A 20,114-nucleotide genomic window follows, 5' to 3' on the forward strand; every position below is an offset into this window, starting at 1 on the left:
CCATGACGAGCCCAAAAAAAACAGTAAGTGCACCCTATTATAGCATCGGTCAGCTTCGGCTGGATCATTGGAATGAGTTAAAATGCCAATCTGAAGAATTAGCCCTCTGTAAAAAAGGGTCTTCCAATGAAGAAAAGCAGAAGGTGAGAGTGAAAAAACTACTCGAAGATTTATCTGCGGTAGAGCAATATTTCGCTATTCCCGGCAAAGCACTAGTACAAAAGCTTGAGAGAAGTCTAGAACGCGCAGAATACATGTTTCTGGCCAAATCTATCGGCACTACAACTCGTAAACTCATAAGTGATGTATACAGTGGTAACCCCTATTTCCCAAAGGAGGATGATAGTGAAGAATTAGAACAAGATACGGTCAAGGATTTGAACATGACCTCCAAAAACTATTTCGAAGTACTATTCCTAGAGAATTTGGATAATTCAGATGAAACCGTTCTTCATGAGAAACTAAGAGAGTTACAAGACCCAAAAGATCAATTCATCTACAATGTGATCATTCAGCATTCCTTTCAAGACGCTTTGGTTGCACTTTTTTTCAATCCAAATATCCAAGCTGTAGTGATCAGATATGCTCCTCCATTCAGGTCGAGTAATATCACTGAACTTATCAAACCATACATTCAAAATTTACTCAACATAAATCTTGATGATACTCCTGAAGCGCAAATTGGGCCTATCCTGGGTAAATTGATTGCAAGGTTTAGACCAGAACTGGATGTTTATTATGTGACTGATACTGCTCTTGGAAACCTAGAAGACGCTACACTAAATACCTTTCGAAGAATTTATTATCGAAAGGAAGATTTGCAAGAATTGCACCTAGCGATAATCAGGGGAATAGCCGAGCGGTTTCATACTCCATTTTTCTCAGCATTGAAAAAATATAGTCAGCGACCGACTGGAGTTTTTCACGCTATGCCTATATCTCGTGGAAACTCCGTATTCAAATCTAAATGGATTAAAGATTTTGGAGATTTCTACGGAAGGAATTTGTTTTTAGCGGAGACCTCATCCACTACAGGAGGCATGGATTCTTTATTGCAACCAACCGGTCCGCTGAAAAAAGCTCAAGAGATGGCTGCAGATGCATATGGGGCCCAAAAGACCTTTTTTGTTACTAATGGTACCTCAACGGCAAACAAAATTGTACTGCAAGCCTTGGTGGAGCCAGGTGACCTAGTCCTTATTGATAGAGATTGTCATAAATCTCACCATTATGGTTTGGTGCTATCGGGTGCATTTCCGGTTTATCTGGACTCTTACCCAATCGAAAAATATTCAATTTACGGAGCGGTTCCTCTGGAGCAAATAGAAAAAAAGCTACTTACATTAAAGGATGCTGGTAGGTTGGATAAGGTAAAAATGCTTCTATTGACCAATTGCACCTTCGACGGAATGGTGTACAATGTGCAACGGGTCATGGAGCGAGTGTTGGCCATCAAGCCAGATATGATTTTTCTTTGGGATGAAGCCTGGTTTGCTTTTGCAAGCTTTACTTACACGTTCAAGCAGCGTACAGGCATGTTTAGTGCGAATAAACTGTATGAGAAATATCAGTCTGAAGATTATCGCAAGGCTTACAAATCACATATTAGCTCCTTGAAAGATGGAGAAACTCCGACGCTACCTGATCCTGATCAAGTTAAAATCAGAGTGTACTCCACCCAAAGTACACACAAGACCCTCTCTAGTTTTCGTCAAGGATCCATGATCCATATTTGGGATGAAGACTTTCGAAGAAAATCAGAAAACACGTTTTGGGAAGCTTACATGACTCATATGTCCACTTCACCCAACTATCAAATTCTAGCCTCTTTGGATGCTGGAAGAAGACAAGTGCAATTTGAAGGATATGAGATGGTTGAGAGGTGTGTAGAGTTGGCAATGGTGCTAAGGGCCAAGATGGTAGATAATCCATTACTGAGAAAGTACTTCGATGTACTGACGGTGAAAAACTTTATCCCCGACAAGTATCGAGAAAGTGGCTTGAATGAATATTATGATTCCTCGACGGGATGGAATCGAATGGAAGAGGCTTGGGAAAACGATGAGTTTATGCTTGATCCAACGAAGATTACCCTTTTCATTGGTCGAACGGGTATAGACGGGGACACCTTCAAAAACAAGTATTTGATGGATCAATATCATATCCAGATCAATAAAACCTCCAGAAATACTGTCCTTTTCATGACCAATATCGGGACCACACGGGGAAGCGTTGCCTATTTGACCAAGGTATTGCTTGATATTGCTAAGGAACTTGATCAAGAATTTGATTCTCTGAATGTGCGGGAAAAAGAACTCGCGGATTCCAAAATACAATCACTTACGCAGGATGTTCCACCTTTGCCGGATTTCAGTCGTTTTCATTCTTCATTTTTGGCCGTCCCAGGTGTTCCTGGTGGAAATCTCCGTGCTGCTTACTTTCTCGCCTATTACGAGGAAAATTGCGAATATATCAATCTCACAGATTGCAGGGATACGCTAGAAGAAGGTAAAGAAATCGTAGCATCTTCTTTTGTGATTCCATACCCACCAGGCTTTCCCGTACTTGTGCCAGGACAGATGGTTAGTAAAGAGATCATTCGTTTTATGCTAGCATTGGATGTCTCAGAAATCCATGGCTACAGAGCAGACCTAGGACTTCGGATTTTCCAAGACTCTGTCTTGAATAGGCAAAAAACATCCACCGCCATGGGGGCCAGAAGTCTAAAGTAATTTCATTTCTCCAGCTTTTGCCCTAAGGAGGGCAGAACACATTTTAAACATTAATTACAAAAACATAAAAATGAGTAAAGTAACTAAAGCAAAATCGACAAGTAAAACTGCCTTAAAGGGCATTTCAGATATCAGAAGATTTTTTTACAAAAATGAAGTTCCACTTTATTTTATTAGTGCCACCAATTTCAATCTACTCGGGGCAGATGAGTGGATTAAGGGCTTCAAATTTATTTGTAACATAGAGTGCTTCGATGGGCTACACCCCAATGTTTTTGCCCCAAAAGAAGAAATGCCACATGATGACTTCGAAAGTATAGAGGATATCAATAATTACTTGCTGCAGCACCCAGAGGTGAAGGCTTTTATTCATTCCAGAAAAAAGAAAGGCAAGGCAGGCAAAGCTATGTTCTTAATGTTTGATGAAAAGACGGAAAAACTAGCTAAAAAACTTGGACTTGAAGTCATTTTCCCCTCCGCAAAAATGCGTAATGACATGGACAATAAGGTTAATACTAACCGAATCGCTGAAAGAGCTGGTGTTCCTTGTGTTCCATATGTTCTTTCGAAGGTCAAAAACTATCAACACCTTCAGGAAGTGTCAAAAAAAGAACTGGGTACGGATTTAGTGATCCAGACCCCTTTTGGAGATTCTGGACATACCACTTTCTTCATTTCCAATGAAAAGGAATATTTAAAATATGCACCTGAAATTGAGCAAGAGGGTGAAGTGAAAATCATGAAGCGTATCAATTGCCGAGGTTCAGCTATTGAGGCATGTGTCACCAAAAATGGTACAATCGTGGCTCCGCTCATGACCGAATTGGTAGGTTTTAAAGAACTAACGCCTTACAAAGGGGGCTGGTGTGGTAATGAAATTTATCCCGATGCGTTTACTCCTTCCATTCGACAAAAAGCCAGGAAATACACCCAGCTATTTGGAGATCAACTGAGAAAGGATGGATACAAGGGATATTTTGAATTAGACTTCTTGATTGATCAGGATAATGGTGCAATTTATCTTGGCGAATTAAACCCAAGAGTCACTGGAGCTAGTTCCATTACAAATCACGCAGTTTTTGCTCTTGCAGATGCGCCACTTTATCTTTTCCATATCCTTGAATGGATGGACCTCGATTATGACTTCAGTGTCAAAGCTTTAAATGAGCGTTGGGGAAAACAAGAAAATATCGATGACTGGAGTCAAATGGTGGTAAAGCATACTGAGGACACGGTGGAATACATACACTCGGCCCCTAATTCCGGGATCTGGAGAATGTTTGATAATGGCCATATTCAATTTGATCGTATGGACACGCACAGAAGAGCTGTAGAATCTGAGCAGGAAGCATTTTTCCTACGAATAAGCAAGAAAGGAGATTATCTCTACGAAGGCGCTGATATGGGTATTTTGGTTTCCAGAGGAAGAATGATGACCAATGATTTTAAGCTCACAGCCAGAGCAAAAAGTTGGATCAAGGCCATCAAGGGGCAGTACCATTCCGAAATGGTGGAAGACAAACGAAATAACCTCACTTTGATCGGTAGTCTTACCAAATAGTGTGATTTAAGTGTTTTCCAGAAGTTTTTAAGTGAAGTTTCGATTTAATCCGAACTACTGATTTATATTATACAAATCAGTGAAAACTATGCAGCGTGTCTTTACCTCCATCGATGAATCCAAACAGGATTCCAAATGGAAAAATTTATTCAATCAGCGTTGGCCAGCTTACAGAGCTTGGCTTGAAAGTAATAATAGCATCTATGATTCACGAGCCGCACACGAGGCGCTCAAAAGCTATATGCCTGAAATGGTGACTATGCATGAGCGGCTTTGCCATCTCGTGAATGCTGATGAAGCTGCTTTTTGCTTTCTTTCGGGATTTCAGCCACCCGTTTACTCGAGTGCCTGCTCCCAAGCGGTTTCAGCTCGTGGTGCTGTTCAGTTGGTACGCAACTATGATTATCATCTGGACCGGTTTGAGGGAGTCTTATTGAAATCTGCCTGGAATGGAAAGCAAGTTATAGCAAGTAGTGATTGCTTGGTCGGAGTTTTGGACGGAATGAATGAGGAGGGACTTACACTTTCACTGACCTTTGGCGGACGCCATGTCGTTGGTTTTGGTTTTGGTCTACCCTTTATTCTTCGATATGTTCTAGAATTTTGTAGCGAGGTCCACGAAGCCGTGGAAGTCTTGGGAAGAGTTCCTTCCCATATGTCTTACAATGTGACATTAACGGATCAAACTGGCATTGTTAGAACTATACAGGTTTCTCCTGATAGACCATTAATCATTACTGACGCACCTTACAGCACCAATCATCAAGGTCCAATTGAATGGACTGAGCATGGGGTTTTTAGCGATACTGGTCAAAGAGCTTCACATTTGGACGACTTGCTGGCTAGAGGACTTAGCGGAGATTCTTTGGTTCGCGCCTTTATGCATCCACCGCTGTTCAAAAGTAACCATTCCAAAGGTCAGGGAACACTTTATACCGCGGTTTACAAACCAACAGAAGGTAGCATGCAGCTCTTGTGGCCAAATGCCAGCCTTAATCAATCCTTCGAATCATTTTCAGAGGTTCAAATACCTATTACTTACCAACATTCTGAAAATTCGCATGCCTAAACACGAGTTATCAGATCCAAAAATCAAAGAATACCATGGAATTTAAAAGCATCAACCCCTATAACGGACAGGAGGTAGGTCACTATACTTCTCATTCTCAATCAGAACTTACTTCCAAGCTAGACAAGGCGGGAAAAGTTTTCCATTCTTGGAGAAATGTCTCTCTTTCAGAGCGAGCCAATCTTATGATGAAAGCCGGAAAAGTTCTCAAAGATAATGTAGAAGAATATGCGAAGATGATCACCTTGGAAATGGGTAAACCCATTAAGGAGTCAAGAGCAGAAGTAAATAAATGCGCCTGGGTTTGTGAGTATTATGCAACCAATGCCGAGCAATTTTTAAAAGATGAGATTATAGAAACTGATGCTCAGAAAAGCTTGGTAAAGCATGAGCCAATTGGTTGTGTTTTCGCTGTCATGCCTTGGAATTTCCCCTTTTGGCAGGTCTTCCGATATGCAGCTCCAACCTTAATGGCAGGAAATACCGGGGTTTTAAAACATGCTGCCAACGTATTTGGATGTGCCGAAAAAATCGAAGAAGTTTTTACAAAAGCAGGATTCCCTGAAGGGGTCTTTCAAAACTTGATTGTACACCATGATCAATCTGAAAAAATAATTTCTCATCCCAGCGTCAAGGCCGTAACACTTACGGGGAGTGAAAGAGCTGGATCAGCCGTTGCAGCATTAGCAGGAAAGTATCTTAAGAAGTCCCTGCTTGAGCTGGGAGGGTCTAATGCTTTTATCGTTTGGGAGGATGCTGATCTCGATCAAGCGGTAAAAACAGCAGTTTCCGCCAGGATGATGAACTGTGGTCAAAGTTGTATTGCTGCCAAGCGATTTATCCTCATAGAAAGTATTTATGATGAGTTTGTATCAAAGTTTACCAAAGCGATTACAGAACTCAAATCTGCTGATCCCATGAACGAAGAGACGGAAATTGGGACTCTGGCTAGAAAAGATCTAGCTGATGAATTGCATGAACAAATACAAAAATCATTGGATTTAGGGGCTAAACTCATTCATGGAGGAAAACAGAAAGAATGCTATCACGAACCAACAATTCTGGGAGATGTGAAACCGGGAATGCCAGCTTTCGACGAAGAGACATTTGGGCCACTAGCTGCCATGATCAAAGCAAAGGATGAAATAGATGCCTTTAGACTTTCTGAACTTTCTGCCTATGGCCTAGGCGTGACCGTCTGCACAACGAATATCGAGAAAGCGTTAAGCATGTCAAATCAAGTCTCTGATGGAGCTTATTTTATCAATGAATTCGTGAAATCAGACCCGAGACTTCCATTTGGAGGAACAAAGAAATCAGGCTATGGCCGAGAGCTGGCCAAAGACGGAATGATGGAATTTATCAATAGGAAAACCATCTATATTAAATGAGTTCTAAATTCAATCGTGTCTTAGGGAAATGGGATATTTTCACCCTTTCTTTTGGTGCTATGATTGGTTGGGGATGGGTTGTTCTTACTAATGAATGGATTCTTACTGCTGGCGTGCTAGGGGCGATCTTAGCATTTTGCATAGGAGGATTTGTTGTCGCTTTAGTTGGACTTACGTATGCTGAATTGACGTCGGCCATGCCAAAGGTAGGAGGGGAGCACGTCTTCAGTTATCGTGGCCTCGGTCTGGATGCTTCCTTTTTTTGTACCTGGTTTATTATTCTTGGCTATGTATCTGTTTGCGCTTTTGAAGCAGTGGCTTTGCCAGTGGTTTTGGATACAATTCTACCCCTCTCGGAAGGTGAACCGATCTGGTCTTTTCAAGGCAGTCCCATATATCTAGATTGGGTGCTGATTGGAGTTTTGGGATCAGTTCTGATCGGTGTGATCAACTTTTTTGGAGTAAAATCGGCTGCTTTTATCCAAACTTTATTCACACTCTTTATTTTGATTGCTGGACTTATGCTCATATTTGGAAGCTTCTTTTCTTCCGAGCAAGCTAATGCTCCAATTGAAGTTTGGGAAACTGGAAAACTTTCATCTGGTCTGCTCGCGGTAATTGTGATGACGCCTTTTATGTTTGTGGGCTTTGACGTAATCCCACAAGCTGCTGAGGAAATTAACCTCCCCTTTAAGCAAATCGGTAAGATTTTAATCCTTTCAGTCCTTTTGGCCATTTGCTGGTATACAGCAATCATTTATAGTGTAGGTTCTACTTTGTCAACAAGAGAATTGGAAGTAAGTTCTCTGGCTCCAGCAGATGCGATGCAAAAAATCTACTCAGGAGTATGGGCCAAAAATCTTTTGATTTTGGCCGGTTTGGCAGGTATAATCACAAGTTGGAATAGCTTCTTTGTTGGCGCTACTAGGGCTATTTATGCCATGGGACATTCCGGAATGCTCCCGAAAGCTTTTGCCATTTTACACCCAAAATTCAAATCTCCAATTACTGCTATTGCCTTTGTGACGTTTACCTCGATTCTCGCCACACTTTTTGGTGAGGAGGCCATGGGCTGGCTAGTAAATGCCGGTGGACTCGGCATTGTCACTTCCTGGACTTTGGTCGCTTTATCTTTTTATAAGCTACGAAAAAAGGAACCCATGTTGCCCAGACCCTTTAAAGTTTCCTATGGAAAATGGGTGGGAGTATCCGCCTTTATTTGCAGCTTAGGTTTGTTTTATCTGTATTTGCCAGGAAATCCATCCGCCTTAAATAGCATAGAATGGACCATTGTCGCCTCATGGTTATTTATCGGCCTGCTGCTTTATTTCTGGGCTAGTAAGGTGTATTCCAGACAGGGAATGCGAGATAAAATGGATGATCACTTGAGTTGAAAAATTCAAAGAAGACTCCTTGTTTTAAATAAGTACTTAAAGAGTCAGATAAACAACCTTTAAGATTGAATTTTTCGAAAATATGAGATTCTCGATTACAATAAATTATTTTGTAAATGAGTCATTTTCCAGTATTTACCTACAATAAATACATATATTAGGTATAAATTTTTAGTATAATAGCAAAAACCAAAGTTCTTCTTTTATCCAAAGAGACAGGTTTACGAAAATTCCTTAGCCTTTGCACAAAGACAAAAACAACCCAGATAAAGAACGCTCAACTCTTCAAGTGGAGCGTAGAAATTTAATTAAAATGATACCTATAGGGGCTCTTTTACCTTGGCAGGCCCTGAATACTTTCGCTGGTGAATTAAAGAGGAGGGAGGCCGGAACTCTAGAACAAGAACTGGCAATAGATAAAGTTTATAGGGAGGCAATCGTCTATGACGGATTACTGATTCCAAGAGGTTGGAATGAGACTTCGTTTCAAGCCTTGACTCAATCAGGTTATACAGGATTTAATGCTTCCCTAGATTCCCAAAATCTTGAAGTAGCCCTGAAATCCATGGCAGAATGGACTCAAAGAATAGCGGATCATCCTGATAAACTTATTCATGCAAAAACCGCAGACGATATTCTCCAAGCAAAAAAAGAGAATAAAGTTGGGGTAATGTACGGCTTCCAAAATGCGACGATGGTAGAGAATTCGGTCGAAAATCTGGAAACCTTATACGATGCAGGGACTCGCTGGATCCAATTGACTTATAATGAGCGCAATTTGCTTGGTGATGGCTGTACCGAACGGACTAATGCAGGTTTATCAGATTTCGGTATTGCTGTGGTTGAACGAATGAACGAACTGGGAATCATAGTTGATTTGTCGCACTCAGGAAGACAAACAACAAACGATGCGATAACCTTCAGTACGGCAGGGGTTTCCTTTAATCACTCCATGTGCGAGGCCTTGTACAAAGATCATCCAAGAGCAAAAACAGATGAACAAATCCGAGCAATGGCCGAGAAAGGGGGTATGATGGGGATCATCTGCTTGGGTTATATGATTGGGCCTGATCCTGGAGGAGAAACGACACTTGAAACCTATGTTGATCACATCGAACATGCCATCAAAATAGCAGGAATTGACCATGTAGGTGTTGCAGCCGATTTTGCAATTGAAGGACTAGAAGCCAATGGAGCTACCCGAGAAAATTGGTATGTCCCTCGATTGACACGATTTAAACCTTCCTATCAAGTTCGATGGCCTCCCTGGATTCCTGAGCTAGACAAACCTGAGCGCTATTTACATGTTGCTAGACTTCTCGATAAAAGAGGTCATAGTACTGGTGCCATTGAAAAAATCCTAGGTGGCAATTGGATGCGATATTTCCAAGAAACACTGAAATCTTAAACGCCTATTTCGGGCTTTTACACCTTACATAAAACCTTCTTTTTATAAATACTTTATCATGAAACATAGCCTCATCCTTCTATTTTTTGTAATCGGATTATTTACCAGTTGTAGTAATTCCTCTCCTTCAGAAAAAACCGTTTACGATGTGGTGTTTAGAGAGAATGTGGCTGGGACTTATGAAAAATGGCAAATCTCGGAAAGTAGTTTCGGTTACTATTACACCTTTACCGATAGAGGTAGAGGCCCAAAGTACTCGGAAGAAATTTCACTGAATAAGGAAAATTTCATTTCCTCACAAAGTATCAAAGGGGTCAATTATTTAAATGTGGCCATCGAAGAGAGTTTTTCTGGTAAGGATAAAATCGGCATCAGTAAAAATTTGATGGGAACGACCGAAAGCCCATTTGATGGGAATAAACTCTACTTCAGATACGATGGCTCACCAGCAGTTTATGAAGTTTTAGCGCAGCTTTTATTAAAATCTGAAGAAGGTAAAGTTGATCTCTATCCAGAAGGCAGCGCTGAGCTAATCAAAAATATTCCCCTTAAACTTTCCAATGGTACAGCTGTACAGCTTTTGGTGATAAATGGCTTAGAACTAGATCCCACCTATATCTGGATGTTGGGAGACCAGATGATCTGCAAGATTTCTGGAAATCTCCATGTCGTGAGACAAGATTACAGTGAGCTTCGCTTGAAAATGAAGGCCTTACAAGTGGAAATTGAAGATAAAAGTTTACTTGAAGTAGCTGAGAAATTAAGTCACAAAGTAGATAAAGTGCTAGTTCAAAATGTCAACGTATTCACTGTCGAAGGCGCCTTACTTCCCAATCAAGATGTATTTGTAGAGGGCCAGACCATTAGCACGATTCAGCCGACAGGCCAGGCCTTTAGCGATTCTGAGACTATGATAATTGATGGAACGGGAAAAACATTGATGCCAGGGATGTTCGATATGCATGTCCACAACTCTAAATTCAGAGGCCTATTGTATTTAGCCGGTGGCGTCACTTCCGTAAGGGATTTGGCTAATGATAAGCAGTTGAAAAACTTAGCTGCGCAATTTGATAGCAATGAAATTATCGGTCCACGAATCGTTATTTTTTGTGGAATAATTGATGGACCTGGACCTTTTGCTAATCAACGAAATGCGATTGAAACTCTTGAAGAAGGCCTAGCAGAGATTCAAGATTACAAAGACCTTGGCTATCAGCAAATAAAGTTATATAGCTCGATCAAGCCTGAGTGGGTGCTCCCTTTGACAGAAAAAGCCCATGAACTTGGTATGCGTGTCAGTGGCCATATTCCAGCATACATGACGGCAACACAAGCGATTAATCAAGGCTATAATGAGATTCAGCATATCAATATGTTGTTTCTAAATTTCATGTCGGACACTATTGACACCCGTTCCCCATTACGATTCACCATGCCAGCACAATATGGTGCTGACCTTGATCTTCAATCTCAGGAATACTTGGATTTTGTGGAGCTCCTTAAATCCAAAAATATCCTAGTTGATCCCACAGTGGCAATTTTTGAGAATATGTTCGTATCACAACTGGGTGAATTAAGCCCCACCTATGCGCCTATGGCAAGTAGATTTCCGGTTATTGAGCAGCGGGGTTTTTATACTGGAGGGATTCCAAAAGAGGGTGAACAAGTGGCGAGGTATCAGGAAAGTTTTGACAAGATGCTTGCTGTAGTGGCTGATTTATTTCAAAAGGGAGTTGCTATTGTTCCTGGCACAGACGGCTTACCTGGATTTTTATATCACAGAGAACTTGAACTTTATGTGCAAGCTGGTATCCCAACGGCTGAAGTGTTGAAAATGGCAACTATTAAATCAGCGGAGATCACTGGGGTTTCATCAGTTGCTGGGTCTATTGAAGTAGGAAAACAAGCCGATCTTATCTTAGTGGATGGAAATCCCTTAGAAGATATCAGCGATATTCGAAAAATCGAATGGACTATGAAAGGGGATTTTCTCTTCTACAGTAAGGAGCTTTACAACTCATTGGGAGTTCAATATTACAAATAAGACTCTTTGGGGACCATTCCTCATCTTGCTTAAAAGCTCTGCCTTTTTGCCTTGAATTAAATTCAAAACACTTTCATTATGCGAAACACCCATAAACTTCTAGTACTACTTTTTGGCATTAGCTCAATTCTAGCTTGTTGTAATCAAAAGGATCAACCCGAAGCAGAATACGACCCAGAAGCAAGACTTAAAGAACTCAATATCATACTTCCCGATCCACCACAACCAGTGGCAAATTATGTGAATGGAGTACAGGCGGGTAATCTCATATTTTTGGCAGGAAAAGGCCCGAGATATGCAGATGGTACAGAAATTACCGGAAAGCTGGGACAGGATGTGAGTATTGAGCAAGGCTATGAAGGAGCCCGATTGACAGCGATCAATCAGCTGGCTGTCTTAAAAGCAATGCTAGGTGATTTAAAAAGGGTTAAGCGAATCGTAAAAGTATTAGGAATGGTTAATTCGGATCCAAATTTTATTGATCAGCCTAAAGTAATCAATGGCTTTTCAGATCTGATGGTGGAAGTGTTTGGGGAGCGAGGCAAACATGCCAGAGCTGCCGTAGGAATGGCTTCCTTGCCGCGTGGAGAAGCAGTGGAAATTGAATTAATCGTAGAGGTGTATGAATAGTTTTAAAATGTTTTCGGTCTAGATTTCTACTAAACTGAAAACCTACCATTCTATGAATAAACCTATCCAACCCAGAAGGACTAAAATACCTAAAGGAACACTTCAGCGATTAAAGCTGGATGGACTTCCTCGATGGGTGCATTTGATAGGACTAGGGGGCACAGGGATGGTGTTTGTGATCTTCTTATTCTTGTTTTTGATATTTAAGGAGACTCCCGTTTGGGATGGCTGGGTTCCAGCTGATGAACTCCTCAATCCCGAGTATGGTGAAAGAATCTATGCCGACAGCTTCTTTCGCACCCGGATGAATACGTGGTCAAATCTGGTTTATATCTGCTTTGGCTTTTATGCCATAGCGATCGCTATTCTCGATTGGAAGCGTGCCTATCCCTTGAATCGCGGTTATCTTAGCGCCACGCCTGTTCTGGGGCTTCTTTTTGGACTTGCGGGAATCTATCTTGGGCTAGGAAGTGGCTTTTTCCATGCCTCACTGACTCGCTATGGACAGCAATGCGATGTAGGGGCCATGTATGCCCTGATGATTTGTATGGTCGCTATCGCAGTGGGGAGTTGGCTGCCGAAAATCCAAATGGGACGGAATCGCAAAATCTATCCTAGCTGGCCCATTTTGACGGTTTTGGTGGTTTTTGGATCAATTTATTTTAGCTATTACAAATGGGAGTACTCATTCACGGAAATCTCAGGCTATCTCACGCTGGTACTATTTTTATTTGCCATAGTGAGTTTGATTGAGCCGGGCAAATACTTGCAAATCGGTTGGTTTATTGCTGGGGTGGTGGCAATACTTACAGGTTCCAAAATTCGTGATCTAGATATCGCCCGTCAATTCACCGGACCGGATTCCATATTTCAAGGCCATTCCATCTGGCATTTCTTGTCCTGCCTGCTGTTTGTGTTTTTGTATTTGTATTTCCGCTCGGAGGAGCGAACTCTGATCAAAAATTGACTAAATTCAGCCATGAAGGCTAAACTTATTCTCTCCTTGATTTTTCCAATTATCACTTTTTCTTTTTCGGGCTTTGCCCAAAGCGGAGATGCGATTTTAAAAAATTCAGCAAGTACCTTTTTAAACTTGCAGGATTTGTCAGCAGATATACTTTATGAAATCAAGAACCCAAATGCTTCTCAACCCATCATATCTCAAAGAGGACGATTCCTCCAAGCTCAAGAAAAGTACGTCATTCAGCTTCCAGATCAAGAAGTCTACTGTGATGGGCAGACACTTTGGATCTTAATCCCTGCTCAACCAAAAGAAAATAGCGAAGTAACCATTCTAAATGTTGACCCAGAAGAGCGGCCCATGCTTCTTGACTTTTTCTCCAAAATCTATTTATCTGAAAATACCGCGATACTCAAAGGAAATCAGGTCATTGAGGGCAGGGTGTTTGATGAAATTGACGTGTTAATAAAAGATTCAAATACGGACTTTGCCAGAGCAAATCTTTGGATTAATGAATCTACCGGATTTCCAGAGCGTATAATTATTTGGGATAAACGGCAAACATCTACGCTTTTTCAGTTCAGTAATATCCAATTAAATCAAGGGCTACCTGCAAGTACTTTTGTATTTGATACGAGCAACTTTCAAGGAGAAATTTTTGAAGAACGAGAATAGTCTTCACCCTTGGAGCTTACTCCACATCAGCTAGTTTGTGGCTCCGTTTCTCCCACACCAATATGCATAATTGCATCACCCTGATGAAGGATTGGGTTGTTGTTTAAGCCAATTATAAATCCCGAGACTGGCGCTTTAATAGGACTTTTGAATTCCCCAAAGGGGTCAGTAATAAAACCGACTACTTGGTTTTTCTTGACGAATTGCCCGCTTTTTAGTTTGGTCTGGAGCAGGCCTGAGACCTTTGCTCGAATCCAAGACGATTTTTTGATAAAGTGGGAGGGATGATTTGGAATAGGATTCAAATGTGTCATCCCTAGATGATGCATGAGTCTTAGCGCTCCATCTATCCCATTTTGGATTGCAAACTCATCAAATCTTGCCGATTCACCGCCTTCATATACAATGATTCGCTTGTCTCGCTTTCCGGCCGCCTGACGAAGTGATTTAGGTCTGTACTTTGAATGTAGAGTGAATGGAGCATGAAAGGCTTTTGCCAATACTTCATTCTGAGAATCATTCAGCATGGCACGTACCTGAGGATAGTTGGTGCGATCTGCTCCACCCGTATGAAAATCTATGCCATAGTCAATCTTAGGAATGATTTCATTCATCAAAAAATAAGCGACTCGAGCCGCCAAAGAACCATTTTTATTCCCTGGAAAAGATCGGTTAACGTCTTTTCCGTCAGGCACATATCTAGAAAAATGAATGAAACCGTAGACATTAATAATGGGAATACAAATGGTTGTTCCCTTTTTAGGCACATTAAGCCCTTTTTCTATAATTCTACGAACAATCTCCACTCCATTAATCTCATCCCCATGCAGGCCTCCGGAAAGTAAAAGTACCGGACCTTCCTCTATGGCTCGACTGATCGTGATCGAGACGTCAATACTTGAGTGGGAGGGAAGCTTGGCGATATTGACCGTCAGTGATTTGGTCTCTCCTGGTAAAATTTCCACTCCATGAATAGCAAATCGCTTTCGGGCTGGTTTCTTTATAGGATCTGACGGATTGTGTTCATCCATGTTTTTTGGATTTGGCAAGATGTAGCGTGTTTGGGAAGCTTGTGTACAGGAGCTTGAATACAAAGATTAGATCAACCTAGACAGGTTAATCCATATCATCCTCGTAATTGTCATTCTCGCCGAGATAGTCGGCATCTGCGTGATCGTCTTCGTATTGTTCTCGGACATCTTCCTTCAATACTCCATCATCATCGTAATCATCATCTTTCTCCACCAAAAGCACCGCCTTTGCTGCAGTCATTCTCACCATGTAGATTTTTTCAAATGTTTCAAAAGGTAGCGCACTGACGCGTTCTCCTTTTGCATTGGTAAAGCTGATCAAATGATCACGATACCCGTTTGGGTAGACTAATTTTATTTGTTCTTGAAGATCCGAGCTCAATTTTTCATAATCTTGGATCACACGAAGTTTTTGTTGACTCATTGATTTTTTATTTTTGTTCGAGTGGAATAAATATGCGAAAAAACTTGACCAGTGAAAAAATACCAAAGAAATTCTATTGATTTCTTTTAAAATTTTTTGTCAGCTTGAGGTCAAAGCTATCTTGTTCGATACAGCGCAAAAGCTAAACCAATTTCATTCAGTAGTCAAATGTATTTTCATTGACGATAGGATACTATTCGTTCATCTTGGAAAATACACTTATTCAAAAGCCATCTCTGACCAAATAGGGCGAGCTTGATTCTATGACTTCAAACTTTTGCTCCATCATCACATCATCCGAAGTGATCTGCACCCTATAGTTTCCAGCATTAATAAATCGTTCGTAATGGATAAAATACGGCGCATCACTGCTTACCTTTCTCACCACCAAATCCCATCTGTACTGGTTAAATCCTTGGGTCCCTTCAAGGTCTTCTCGCCAAATTTCTCGATCTGATTCATCAAAAATTGAAATCCTTATTGGTCTTGCCTGACTCAACCAGTAGGAAAAATTCGCTTTTTCCAAGGTGCGATAATCGGGTTCGCCGCTGGAGGAATTATACCAGGGCCTAGGGGTTTTCTTGATTTCAAAAAAGTGATTCGTCTCAGCCAACAGATTTTGATTGACCATTTCATAAATAGGAGCAAGGCTTATTTTGTAAATCCCTCGTCCATGGGTTCCCACTACTAAATCCTGACTTTCTAAATGAAATTCAAGATCTGCTACTGCTGTCGCTGGTAAATTTTTCCCTAGAAAGGACCAAGATAATCCACGATCCAATGAAACATAGACTCCGCGCATACTACCAGCATAAAGGATATCTTCATTCTTTGGATCCTCTCTGATCACATTCATGGGCTCATTTGGAAGTCCTGCTTTAATGGACCGCCCAGTTTTTCCAAAATCATCAGAAGTATAGACATAGGCATTCAAATCATCATAATTAATGCCCGTCATTGCCATATATACTCTTGATTTTTGGTGCTGGGATGGCGCGATGCTCCGGATGTAATTATTGGCAATTCCTGTGGAATTTTCTTCCCAAGAAGTACCACCGTCTTTTGACACCCAAAATGCCCCATGATCTGTACCTGCATACAGCAGTTCCTTATCTAGAGAAGATTGGGCTATATCGCCAGTAGCAAACGATCGCTTTTCAGGATTGGAAGAAATAGCCAGATTGGGACTTATCGCCTTCCAAGTGTCTCCGCGATCGGTACTTTTCATCATGAAATTACCTCCATGATATAAGGTCTTGCTATCATATTGAGAGAGGAAATAAGGAGTCATGTAATTAAAGACCAAGGTGTCTTTGGAATCCTTAGGAAGCCGTGGCATAATGGATACTGCCAGATCCTTGGATTTATCCAATCGCATGGCATCGCCATGTTGACGGCTGTAATAAATGATTGATTTATCCTCAGGGTCGATTTGAGTCACGCATCCATCGCCACCATCCCAAGGATCAATCCATACATACTTCCAATGGTCAGGAAATCGGGTATTTAACTCCTTAGCAGGTCCATAGACCGTAGCATCATCTTGGGTGCCCCCGTAGATCGTATAATCTTCCTGATCTATGGTAATGTCGTAAAATTCTCCAGTGGGAATGTTATTGTAATGCATCCATGTCAAGCCCTTGTCATAGCTTACATAAAAACCACCATCATTTCCCAAGGCAAGATGATTGGGATTGCTAGGGTTGATCCACAATTCGCATTGATCCAAGTGGAGCCCTTGAGCTAGGCTAGGAGTCATTCTACTCACTTGACCTCCGATATAAGAGAATGTTTTTCCGCCATCTAAACTATGGGCTAGGCGAACGCCCAAACAAAAAACCTCCTCGTCATTTTCTGGATTCACGTACACATCGGTAAAATACCATCCGATTCCAGGAAAGATTTTAAATGGTCCAGCATGGGTTTTCGTCCAGTTTAAGCCTCCATCTTCAGTTTTATATAATTCTGCGGCTTCATTTCGTGAATTATTCAGATTATCGATCAAGGCATAGGCCTTATCAGGATTTGTACTGGAAACAGTAAGACCTATTCGGCCTATCTTCGGTCCACTCGGCAAGCCATTTGTACAGTGCTCCCAAGTCGTACCACCATCTCGGCTTCGGTACACCCCACTATTTTCACCACTGATGCCAGGATATACTTCCCAAAGCGAAGCATACATAATCTGAGGATCGCTAGGGGAGATCTGGACTTCATTTGCCCCAGTAACATCATTCTTGTATAATACCTGCTCCCAAGATTTGCCTCCATCCAGGGTGCGATAAAGACCACGATTTTGATTTTTGGTCCAAAGATGACCTAGCACGGTGACAAAAACGATATCCGGATCATTGGGGTGAATTTCTATCTCAGAAATAGCCCAAGAATCATTTAGCCCAATATGGCGCCAGGTTTCTCCGGCATCATCCGAACGAAACATCCCTGTGCCGGGTAGGGTAAAGTTTCTTGGCTTCTTTAGATTTTCACCAGTTCCCAAATACAGAATATTCGGATCAGAAGGAGCTAATTCCATATCTCCAATCCCAATGGAGGACTGCTCTTCAAAGATGGATTTCCAGCTCACTCCATGATTGATGGTTTTCCATATACCTCCAGAACCAAAACCCACATACATGGTACCCGGATTAGTTTCATCCACTTGCACAATATCGGCTCGAGCGGAATTAACAGTGGGGCCTAGAGCTACCCAGTCCAATTTGAAAGGAGTTTCTTCCTTCATCTTGCGATAAGTTTCGAAGGAAGCTACCAATGGAGATTCAGGCTGCTGCGCAATAACGCCAGAGGAAAGAAAGACAAAAAATATAAAGATTAAGCTCGCTGCTTTTACGCTCGTTTTACAATTTAAATAATCAAGATATTTCATATGGAGATTCTTTGGGTAGCTTGAGTGTGATTTCAAAAGAAAAATTAGATCACTGTCAATTTACTAAGAAACTTGTTTCTTATTCTTACTAAATGGCCCAAAGTAAGTTTGTTCGTACCGCTTCTAGGAAAGTGGCACGTTTAAATTCAGTAAAAACATTATAGGCTGATTCCGCTCCTTTGGCCAAGTCTTGCTACGTATGGTAAATTGAACTTGTGACAACGCCTAAAAAATAATAGCGCAAAAATGACCTGAACTACTTTCTGTAAAACCTACTTTTGATACTCTATTTTAAGAATTTTCCATACAAAATCACCCAACTTGGTTTCAACGATTACTTCATCTCCAACCTTCTTATTAAGAAGAGATTTAGCCATAGGGGAGTCCATAGAGATATAACCTTTATTCCCGATTAACTCTTCGTAACCAACAATCCGAAGACGGTTTTGAAGACCCTTCGCCTCATTTTTAATTTCTACCCAAGCACCAAAATTCACTTTTCCTTCTTGGTTGGGGTGATAGTGAATAACTTTAAAGTCATCAATACACTTACGCAAATAGCGAAGGCGATTATCAATTTCTCGAAGACGTTTTTTGTTGTAATGGTAATCGGCGTTTTCTGAACGATCTCCCAAACTTGCAGCCCATGCAACCTTTGCGGTCACATCTGGACGCTCCACTCGCCACAACGTATCATGTTCATCCTTTAATTTTTGTAAGCCTTCGGGAGTAATCATTTGTGAGCGATTGAGTTTTGGTAAAGTTGATTCTGGGATTTTTCGCCTCATAATAAATGATCTTGTTTAGAAATTTTTCGCAAGATAATATAATGATGGATTCGCTTGCTCGAGGGGCAGAATCAATACATGTTATAAGCTACCTTCTTGCATGGCATTGTCCTCCGTTATAGCCTGTCTCTAACTTGATTCGGGCTTTTGTAATATTTTGAGATCTACGTGAGGTGATATTCCTTCTTCAAAAGAGGAAAGAAACCTTCCTTTATCCCAAATCACTTATCCTTTTTCAAGCGAATAAAATCCTGATTATCAATTAAAAACAAAAGGAATTGTGGGTAATTCTTAATACCTTATGTATCAACCAAACAACAGGATTATGGCAAAAGTAATTATTACCGCAAAAGTGGAAGATTCCAAGAAGTGGGAAGAAGGTTTTAGAACCCATGGAGAATTGTTTAAGCGCCAAACCTGCGCAAGTCCGGTGCATATTTCCATAAATGAGGGAAACGAGGTTGCACTAATTTTTGAACCATCAAACGTAGAAACATTCTTCAAAATCCTGGATACCGAAGGCCCAGCTGCAATGTCGAATGACGGTGTCATCAGAGAGACAGTGAAGATATTCGTGATGGATAATGAATTTCATCTTTGATTTATCAAAGGTTCTTAACTGTATTTAAATGAAAGACGGGCGTAATTTATAATTACGCCTTTTTTATTTCCTCACGGACTCTAACACAAGAAAAGCCAGGAAGAAGGAGTAGGGTTAATTGTTAAAGGTTTGAAGGTTAAAAATTAAATTCTCTCCATACTCGTTCTGAACCTCTCAATACTCGTTCCGAACCTCATAATAGTCGTTCCGAACCTCATAATAGTCGTTCTGAACCTCTAGATAGTCGTTCTGAACCTCGAGATAGTCGTTCTGAACCTCGAGATAGTCGTTCCGAACCTCTAAATACCCGTTCCGAACCTCGAGATAGTCGTTCCAAACCTCGAAATACTCGTTCTGAACCTCTAAATACCCGTTCTGAAGCTCAAAATACTCGTTCTGAAGCTTTAAATACCCGTTCTGAACCTCTAAATAGTCGTTCTGAAGCATTTGATTCAAAGGGAATAGGTTGAATTAGTGTTATCAAGCCAAAAAAAGATGCAAAAGCTTCGAAAGGATCAGAT

General features: G+C 41.1%; 16 protein-coding genes. 11 read left to right on the forward strand and 5 right to left on the reverse strand.

All coding sequences use genetic code 11. The features are described 5' to 3' along the window. Window positions 1-2: 2 nt before the first annotated feature. From ACFOSV_RS13450 to ACFOSV_RS13495, 10 genes are all read left to right on the forward strand, one after another. Window positions 3-2,732: an aminotransferase class I/II-fold pyridoxal phosphate-dependent enzyme gene (locus ACFOSV_RS13450; RefSeq protein ID WP_377906535.1), complete on the forward strand. Its 2,730-nt coding sequence runs from the start codon at window positions 3-5 to the stop codon at window positions 2,730-2,732. Between the two features lie 70 nt (window positions 2,733-2,802). Continuing rightward, a complete protein-coding gene (locus ACFOSV_RS13455) occupies window positions 2,803-4,293 on the forward strand; it encodes a biotin carboxylase (protein WP_377906536.1) in 1,491 nt (496 codons plus the stop codon). Between the two features lie 88 nt (window positions 4,294-4,381). Then, window positions 4,382-5,362, forward strand: coding sequence for a C45 family autoproteolytic acyltransferase/hydolase (locus ACFOSV_RS13460; protein WP_377906537.1), 981 nt, complete (start codon window positions 4,382-4,384; stop codon window positions 5,360-5,362). A gap of 35 nt (window positions 5,363-5,397) precedes the next feature. Next, a complete protein-coding gene (locus ACFOSV_RS13465) occupies window positions 5,398-6,753 on the forward strand; it encodes an NAD-dependent succinate-semialdehyde dehydrogenase (RefSeq protein ID WP_377906538.1) in 1,356 nt (451 codons plus the stop codon). Further along, window positions 6,750-8,147 carry an APC family permease gene (locus tag ACFOSV_RS13470; protein ID WP_377906539.1) on the forward strand — a complete coding sequence of 466 codons (1,398 nt, stop codon included), beginning with the start codon at window positions 6,750-6,752 and terminating at the stop codon, window positions 8,145-8,147. Before ACFOSV_RS13465 ends, ACFOSV_RS13470 begins: the two co-directional genes overlap by 4 nt. A gap of 241 nt (window positions 8,148-8,388) precedes the next feature. Next, on the forward strand, window positions 8,389-9,555 hold the full coding sequence (locus tag ACFOSV_RS13475; protein ID WP_377906540.1) for a dipeptidase: 1,167 nt from the start codon (window positions 8,389-8,391) through the stop codon (window positions 9,553-9,555). Between the two features lie 58 nt (window positions 9,556-9,613). Continuing rightward, window positions 9,614-11,599 carry an amidohydrolase family protein gene (locus ACFOSV_RS13480; protein ID WP_377906541.1) on the forward strand — a complete coding sequence of 662 codons (1,986 nt, stop codon included), beginning with the start codon at window positions 9,614-9,616 and terminating at the stop codon, window positions 11,597-11,599. Between the two features lie 78 nt (window positions 11,600-11,677). Next, a complete protein-coding gene (locus ACFOSV_RS13485) occupies window positions 11,678-12,229 on the forward strand; it encodes a RidA family protein (protein ID WP_377906542.1) in 552 nt (183 codons plus the stop codon). Window positions 12,230-12,281: 52 nt separating this feature from the next. Beyond that, the gene (locus ACFOSV_RS13490) at window positions 12,282-13,196 is read left to right on the forward strand and encodes a hypothetical protein (protein ID WP_377906543.1); all 915 of its coding nucleotides are present in this window, start codon (window positions 12,282-12,284) and stop codon (window positions 13,194-13,196) included. Between the two features lie 12 nt (window positions 13,197-13,208). Further along, window positions 13,209-13,865: a LolA family protein gene (locus ACFOSV_RS13495; RefSeq protein ID WP_377906544.1), complete on the forward strand. Its 657-nt coding sequence runs from the start codon at window positions 13,209-13,211 to the stop codon at window positions 13,863-13,865. A gap of 26 nt (window positions 13,866-13,891) precedes the next feature. Here the strand turns inward: ACFOSV_RS13495 and ACFOSV_RS13500 are convergent, their stop codons facing one another. The 4 genes from ACFOSV_RS13500 to greB form a co-directional block, all read right to left on the reverse strand. After that, on the reverse strand, window positions 13,892-14,896 hold the full coding sequence (locus ACFOSV_RS13500; protein ID WP_377906545.1) for a succinylglutamate desuccinylase/aspartoacylase family protein: 1,005 nt from the start codon (window positions 14,894-14,896) through the stop codon (window positions 13,892-13,894). Between the two features lie 85 nt (window positions 14,897-14,981). Continuing rightward, on the reverse strand, window positions 14,982-15,320 hold the full coding sequence (locus ACFOSV_RS13505) for a hypothetical protein (RefSeq protein ID WP_377906546.1): 339 nt from the start codon (window positions 15,318-15,320) through the stop codon (window positions 14,982-14,984). 223 nt (window positions 15,321-15,543) lie between these two features. After that, window positions 15,544-18,204: a WD40/YVTN/BNR-like repeat-containing protein gene (locus ACFOSV_RS13510; RefSeq protein ID WP_377906547.1), complete on the reverse strand. Its 2,661-nt coding sequence runs from the start codon at window positions 18,202-18,204 to the stop codon at window positions 15,544-15,546. A gap of 272 nt (window positions 18,205-18,476) precedes the next feature. After that, entirely contained in the window at window positions 18,477-18,992 is a 516-nt protein-coding gene (gene greB, locus ACFOSV_RS13515; RefSeq protein WP_377906548.1) for a transcription elongation factor GreB, read from the reverse strand. A 325-nt stretch (window positions 18,993-19,317) separates the two neighbouring features. Between greB and ACFOSV_RS13520 the strand changes: the two genes are divergently transcribed. Beyond that, a complete protein-coding gene (locus ACFOSV_RS13520) occupies window positions 19,318-19,593 on the forward strand; it encodes a hypothetical protein (RefSeq protein ID WP_377906549.1) in 276 nt (91 codons plus the stop codon). Window positions 19,594-19,767: 174 nt separating this feature from the next. Here the strand turns inward: ACFOSV_RS13520 and ACFOSV_RS13525 are convergent, their stop codons facing one another. Then, a complete protein-coding gene (locus ACFOSV_RS13525) occupies window positions 19,768-20,040 on the reverse strand; it encodes a hypothetical protein (RefSeq protein ID WP_377906550.1) in 273 nt (90 codons plus the stop codon). Window positions 20,041-20,114 lie beyond the last annotated feature (74 nt).

Origin of the sequence: Algoriphagus namhaensis, assembly GCF_042649705.1 — a bacterium.
In the GTDB taxonomy this organism is placed as follows: Bacteria; Bacteroidota; Bacteroidia; order Cytophagales; family Cyclobacteriaceae; genus Algoriphagus; species Algoriphagus namhaensis.

What these genes read in the sequence shown, in the direction of transcription:
- ACFOSV_RS13450 (WP_377906535.1), top strand. Translation starts at nt 3, where the DNA reads ATGACGAGCCCAAAAAAAACAGTAAGTGCACCCTATTATAGCATCGGT.
- ACFOSV_RS13455 (WP_377906536.1), top strand. Translation starts at nt 2,803, where the DNA reads ATGAGTAAAGTAACTAAAGCAAAATCGACAAGTAAAACTGCCTTAAAG.
- ACFOSV_RS13460 (WP_377906537.1), top strand. Translation starts at nt 4,382, where the DNA reads ATGCAGCGTGTCTTTACCTCCATCGATGAATCCAAACAGGATTCCAAA.
- ACFOSV_RS13465 (WP_377906538.1), top strand. Translation starts at nt 5,398, where the DNA reads ATGGAATTTAAAAGCATCAACCCCTATAACGGACAGGAGGTAGGTCAC.
- ACFOSV_RS13470 (WP_377906539.1), top strand. Translation starts at nt 6,750, where the DNA reads ATGAGTTCTAAATTCAATCGTGTCTTAGGGAAATGGGATATTTTCACC.
- ACFOSV_RS13480 (WP_377906541.1), top strand. Translation starts at nt 9,614, where the DNA reads ATGAAACATAGCCTCATCCTTCTATTTTTTGTAATCGGATTATTTACC.
- ACFOSV_RS13485 (WP_377906542.1), top strand. Translation starts at nt 11,678, where the DNA reads ATGCGAAACACCCATAAACTTCTAGTACTACTTTTTGGCATTAGCTCA.
- ACFOSV_RS13490 (WP_377906543.1), top strand. Translation starts at nt 12,282, where the DNA reads ATGAATAAACCTATCCAACCCAGAAGGACTAAAATACCTAAAGGAACA.
- ACFOSV_RS13495 (WP_377906544.1), top strand. Translation starts at nt 13,209, where the DNA reads ATGAAGGCTAAACTTATTCTCTCCTTGATTTTTCCAATTATCACTTTT.
- ACFOSV_RS13500 (WP_377906545.1), bottom strand. Translation starts at nt 14,896, where the DNA reads ATGGATGAACACAATCCGTCAGATCCTATAAAGAAACCAGCCCGAAAG.
- ACFOSV_RS13505 (WP_377906546.1), bottom strand. Translation starts at nt 15,320, where the DNA reads ATGAGTCAACAAAAACTTCGTGTGATCCAAGATTATGAAAAATTGAGC.
- ACFOSV_RS13510 (WP_377906547.1), bottom strand. Translation starts at nt 18,204, where the DNA reads ATGAAATATCTTGATTATTTAAATTGTAAAACGAGCGTAAAAGCAGCG.
- greB (WP_377906548.1), bottom strand. Translation starts at nt 18,992, where the DNA reads ATGAGGCGAAAAATCCCAGAATCAACTTTACCAAAACTCAATCGCTCA.
- ACFOSV_RS13520 (WP_377906549.1), top strand. Translation starts at nt 19,318, where the DNA reads ATGGCAAAAGTAATTATTACCGCAAAAGTGGAAGATTCCAAGAAGTGG.
- ACFOSV_RS13525 (WP_377906550.1), bottom strand. Translation starts at nt 20,040, where the DNA reads ATGCTTCAGAACGACTATTTAGAGGTTCAGAACGGGTATTTAAAGCTT.